The sequence below is a fragment of the Microbacterium sp. genome, assembly GCF_031988965.1.
Classification (GTDB): Bacteria; Actinomycetota; Actinomycetes; order Actinomycetales; family Microbacteriaceae; genus Microbacterium.
In genome coordinates, this window is the sequence record NZ_DALZXX010000022.1 from 2190 (window position 1) to 7270 (window position 5081).

Annotated in this window: 5 protein-coding genes; 4 read left to right on the plus strand and 1 reads right to left on the minus strand. The window is 69.1% G+C overall.

Features of this window, described 5'->3' with window-relative positions:
- The coding region (gene dinB, locus RTM68_RS06900; protein ID WP_312169515.1) for a DNA polymerase IV at positions 1 to 960 on the minus strand (960 nt) is incomplete at its 3' end.
- Between the two features lie 158 nt (positions 961 to 1118).
- Here dinB and RTM68_RS06905 point away from each other — a divergent pair.
- The 4 genes from RTM68_RS06905 to RTM68_RS06920 all read left to right on the plus strand — a co-directional run bounded on the left by RTM68_RS06905 (position 1119) and on the right by RTM68_RS06920 (position 5044).
- The gene (locus tag RTM68_RS06905; protein ID WP_312169517.1) at positions 1119 to 2840 is read left to right on the plus strand and encodes a DHA2 family efflux MFS transporter permease subunit; all 1722 of its coding nucleotides are present in this window, start codon (positions 1119 to 1121) and stop codon (positions 2838 to 2840) included.
- 1 nt (position 2841) lies between these two features.
- Entirely contained in the window at positions 2842 to 3297 is a 456-nt protein-coding gene (locus tag RTM68_RS06910; protein ID WP_312169519.1) for a MarR family transcriptional regulator, read from the plus strand.
- Between the two features lie 99 nt (positions 3298 to 3396).
- Positions 3397 to 3912 (plus strand): MarR family transcriptional regulator, encoded by a 516-nt coding sequence (locus RTM68_RS06915; protein ID WP_312169521.1) that lies wholly within the window; start codon positions 3397 to 3399, stop codon positions 3910 to 3912.
- A gap of 40 nt (positions 3913 to 3952) precedes the next feature.
- Positions 3953 to 5044, plus strand: coding sequence for an alkene reductase (locus RTM68_RS06920; protein WP_312169523.1), 1092 nt, complete (start codon positions 3953 to 3955; stop codon positions 5042 to 5044).
- The last annotated feature ends 37 nt before the right edge of the window (positions 5045 to 5081 follow it).

Below are 5081 nucleotides of genomic sequence, written 5' to 3' on the forward strand. Positions count from 1 at the left end.
GGTCAGCAGGGCGCGGGCCATCGTGAGCAGAGTCGCCGTGCGCACCGTGGCGACCCCGGCGGTGCGCGAGCGGGTGGCCTTCGTGAAGTCGCCGAAGCGCAGGCGCAGCACGACCGTGCGGCAGGTGCGCTCGCCGTCGCGAAGGCGACGGGCGAGGCGGTCGACGATCTGGGTGAGGATCAGGTCGAGCTCCTCGGCCGATCGGGGGCCGGTGCCGAGTGCGCGTTGCGAACCGATCGATCCGCGTCGTCGGGTCGTGTCGACCGGTCGCGGATCGCGCAACCGGGCGAGAGCGTGCAGGTGCCCGCCGGTAGCAGAGCCGAGCAGCCTCTCGGCGGTCGCCGCCTCGAGGTCGGCGAGCTGCCCGACCGTGTGGATGCCCAGTCGGTGCAGTTTCTCTGCTGTGACCGCGCCTACGCCCCAGAGTCGCTCGACCGGCAGCGGGTGCAGGAACTGCTCTTCGCGATCGGGGTCGACGACGAGCAGGCCGTCGGGTTTGCTGACCGCACTCGCGACCTTGGCGAGGAACTTCGTGCGGGCGACTCCGACCGAGATCGCGAGTCCCACCTCGACGCGCACCCGCTCGCGCAGCGCGGCGGCGACGACTTCGGGGGTGCCGGCGAGGCGACGCAGGCCGCCGACCTCGAGAAAGGCCTCATCGATCGACAGGCCCTCGACGAGGGGAGTGGTGTCGCGGAAGATCGCGAACACGTCTTTGCTGGCGGCGCTGTAGGCATCCATCCGCGGCGGCACGACCGTCGCGTCGGGGCAGAGCTGCAGCGCCTGACGGCCGCCCATCGCGGTGCGCACTCCGCGGGCCTTGGCCTCGTAGCTCGCGGCGAGCACGACCCCGCCGCCGACGATCACCGGCCTGCCGCGCAGCTCGGGGGCATCGCGCTGCTCGACCGAGGCGTAGAACGCGTCGAGATCGGCGTGCAGCACGGTGGCTTCGCCCCGCATCCTGAGCTCCTCTCGACGGGCAGATCGTCGCATGGGCCACCGACATCGCGGCTCCAGGCGCCAGTCGGGAATAGTTGACCCGCATCGACAGTTGCACTAAATCAACGATCAAGATATGGTTGACACCAATCAACTTTCTACACAGGAGTCTCACCACTGTGACAGCTATTCCCTCATCCTCCGCGCCCGAGGCGACTCGGTCGCCGCGCGAGGTCTTCACCGCGATCTCCGGTCTCGTCGTCGGCATGTTCGTCGCCGTGCTCTCGGGCACCGTGGTGTCGACCTCGATGCCGGTCATCATCGCCGACCTCGGCGGCACGCAGTCCCAGTACACCTGGGTCATCACCGCCAGCCTGCTGGCCACCGCCGTCTCCACCCCGATCTGGGGCAAGCTCGCCGACCTGGTCGACCGCAAGATCCTTGTGCAGATCTCCCTGATCCTCTTCACGGCAGGCACCGTCATCGCCGGCTTCTCGACCGATACGAACATGCTCATCGCGGTCCGCGTGATCCAGGGCATCGGCGTCGGCGGCCTCATGTCGCTCGTCATGATCGCCGTCGCGCTCATCATCTCGCCGCGTGAGCGCGGCAAGTACATGGGCGTCGTCGGCGGCATCATGGCCCTCGGCACCATCGGCGGCCCGCTGCTCGGCGGCCTCCTCACCGACGTGTGGGGCTGGCGCTCCAACTTCTTCGTCGGCGTTCCCTTCGCCCTGCTCGCCCTCGTGCTGCTGCAGTTCACGCTGCACCTGCCGAAGCCGCAGCGCGACCGCAAGGTCTCGATCGACTACTTCGGCATCGTGCTGCTCGCCGTCGGCGTCTCGACCCTGCTGATCGGGGTCTCGATGGGCGGCAGCCAGTTCGACTGGGACTCGTCGACGAGCATCATGCTCGCCGTCATCGCCGGTGTCGCGATCGCCGCGTTCATCACGGTCGAGTTCTTCGTCAAGGAACCGATCGTCCCGATGTCGCTGTTCCGCAACCGCACCTTCACCCTGTCGGTCATCGCGTCCATCGCGATCGGCGTCTCGATGTTCGCCACCTCGGTGTTCCTCGCGCAGTACTTCCAGCTCGCCCGCGGCGCCACGCCGACCGAGTCGGGTCTCATGACCATCCCGATGATCATCGGTCAGATGGGCGCGTCGATCATCATCGGCCAGCTCGTCAGCCGCTTCGGCAAGTGGAAGGGCTGGATGGTCACGGGTTCCATCCTCACCACGGTCGGCGTCTCGCTCATGGCGACGCTGCGCTACGACACCCCGTTCCCGCTGGTGGCGGTCTACATGTTCGTGCTCGGTGCCGGTCTCGGTATGGTGATGCAGAACCTGACCCTCATCGTGCAGAACGACACCGCCCCGCAGCAGCTCGGTGCGGCCTCGTCGAACGTCAACTTCTTCCGCACGATCGCCGGCACCATCGGCGTCACCGTCATGGGAGCCATGCTGTCGACGAGCGTCGCGAACTACATGACCGACGCGCTCAAGGGCTTCACGCCGACCACCCCCGACGAGGTCGACGCCCTCACGCACCTCGCCTCGGGCGACGTGCCGAAGGTCACGCAGCTGCCCGACACGATCCGCGCGATCGTCGAGAGCGCCTACGGCCACGGCATCGCCGACTCGTTCATCATCGCGATCCCGCTCGCCGTGATCTCGATCATCGCGATCGCCTTCATCAAGAACAAGCCGCTGTCGACCAAGAACGCCGCCGAGCAGCTGCGCGATCAGGCCGAGGACTCGGCGATCGACGTCGCCGGGGCCGAGGTCGGTGCGAACCTCTCGACCGGAGCGATCCGCACGTCGGGTGCCGTCACGGCGACCGGTTCGGTGACCGTGCTCGAGCGTGAAGCCGAGCGCGAGGGCCGGGAGCCGAGGGCCTGACATGGCCACCACGGAGGCCGTCACGGCGCCGGACCTCGAGGATGCGATCGGCGACCTCCAGGGCCATCTGAACCTCATCTTCGCGAGGACTCGGACGCTCTGGAGGGAGTCGGCCGCCCGCATCGCCCCCGATCTGCAGGTCGGCGGCTACAAGCTGCTGACCTTCATCGAACGGGCGGGCACCGCCAACGCGCACGAGCTGGCCGAGCGGTTCGAGATGGACAAGTCGGTCATCAGCCGGCAGGTGCGGATGCTCGAGGAGCTGGGCCTCATCGAGTCGCGGCCCGACGAGCGCGACGGTCGCCTGCGGGTGCTCACGGCGACGCCGGCCGCGCAGACCGCGCTCGCCGAGCTGCGGCAGGACCACGGTCTGCGCCTGAGGTCGGTGCTCGCCGAGCTGACCCCCGACGAGATCCACGCCGCGTCGAAGGTCTTCCGGCTGCTGTCGGAGGTCTGACCGTGCCCCGTTCGAATCGCTCACTGTGCAACTTCTCGCGGCAGAAAAGCGCAAAGTGAGCGATTCGAACGGATCTGAGTTCGCCGTAAGCTGGCGAGCATGAGTGCCTCCGACAGTGCCGACCTCGATGAGGCCGTCTCCCGCGTGGAGCACGAGCTCGGCAGGCTCTTCGCCCGCATCCGCGTGAGCTGGCGCGAGGCGGCGATCACCGTGCATCCCGACCTGCAGCCGCTCGGCTACCAGGTGCTGACCTCGATCGCCACGGGCAAGGCCACCTCGGCCGGCGCGATCATCGAGCGGCTGCAGACCGACAAATCCGCCGTCAGTCGTCAGGTGCGCCAGCTCGAACAACTGGGCCTGGTCGAGAGCGTCCGGGATCCTGACGATCGTCGAGCCCGTGTGCTCGTGGCCACCGAGCTCGCGCAGGAGCGCGTCGCGGTCGCGCGCTCGCGCTACGAGGCGCGCCTGGGGCAGAAGCTGCGCCGCTGGTCGGCCGAGGATCTCGACCACTTCACGCGCCTTCTCTCCGACCTGGGCAGCGAGGTCCCGGTGGCGCCCGCAGCGCCCGCGACCCACGGATCGCAGACCGCAGAGCGCGACAGCCCAGCATCCTGATCGGGGAATACCCGACGGGCGGTACGTCTTGTCCCTCACTGTGAGTCTTTACGAGCCCGCCGCCTTCGGCGCCCTTCCGCTGTCCACCCGCGTCGTCATGGCGCCGCTGACCCGCACGCGCGCCGATGACGCGGGTGTGCCCACCGAGACGATGGTCGAGTACTACCGCCAGCGCGCAGGCTTCGGGCTCATCATCACCGAGGGCACCTGGCCCGCGGCCGAAGGCAAGTCGTACTCCGGACAGCCGGGCATCGTCACGCCCGAGCAGATCGAGGGATGGCGCCGCATCGCGGATGCCGTGCACGAGGAGGGCGGCACGATCGTCATGCAGCTGATGCACGGCGGCCGCGTCTCGCACCCGGCGATCTCGGGCCAGCCGCGCGTCGTCGCACCGAGCGCGCTCGCCGCGCCCGGTGAGACCCACACGCCCGAGGGCAAGGCCGCCATGCCGGTCGCGCACGCGCTGACCCTCGAGGAGATCCCCGAGGTCGTGGAGCAGTTCGTGCAGGCGGCGCGCAACGCGATCGAGGCCGGACTCGACGGCGTCGAGGTGCACGGCGCCAACGGCTACCTCGTGCAGGAGTTCCTCTCGCCGGTGTCGAACATCCGCGACGACCAGTACGGCGGATCGCCCGAGAACCGCGCCCGCTTCGCGATCGAGGTCACGTCCGCCGTCGCCGACGCCGTCGGCGCCGACCGCACCGGCATCCGTCTCTCGCCGCAGCACAATATCCAGGGTGTGCTCGAAGAAGACGACGCCGACGCGCTCGCCACCTACCTCGCCGTCGCCGAGGGCCTGGCTCCGCTCGGCCTCGCGTTCGTCGACGTGCTGAACGCCGCGCCGACGAGTGAGCTCGTGCAGCGCATCCGCCGTACCCTGGGTGCGCCGCTGATCATCAACTCGGGCTTCGCCGCATCCACGACCCGTGACGAGGCCGAGACCCTCGTGGCGGAAGGATGGGCGGATGCCGTCGCCGCCGGCCGGCCTGCGATCGCGAACCCCGACCTGGTCGCGCGCTGGCGCGAGGATGCCGAGCTCAACGAGCCGCGCCCTGCGCTGTTCTACGGCCGCACCGCCGAGGGATACACCGACTACCCGTCTCTCGAGGTCGCGCGCGCCGACGCGAGCTGAGTCGTTCTGACCCCGTGCTCCCGACGGAAGTGCGCGC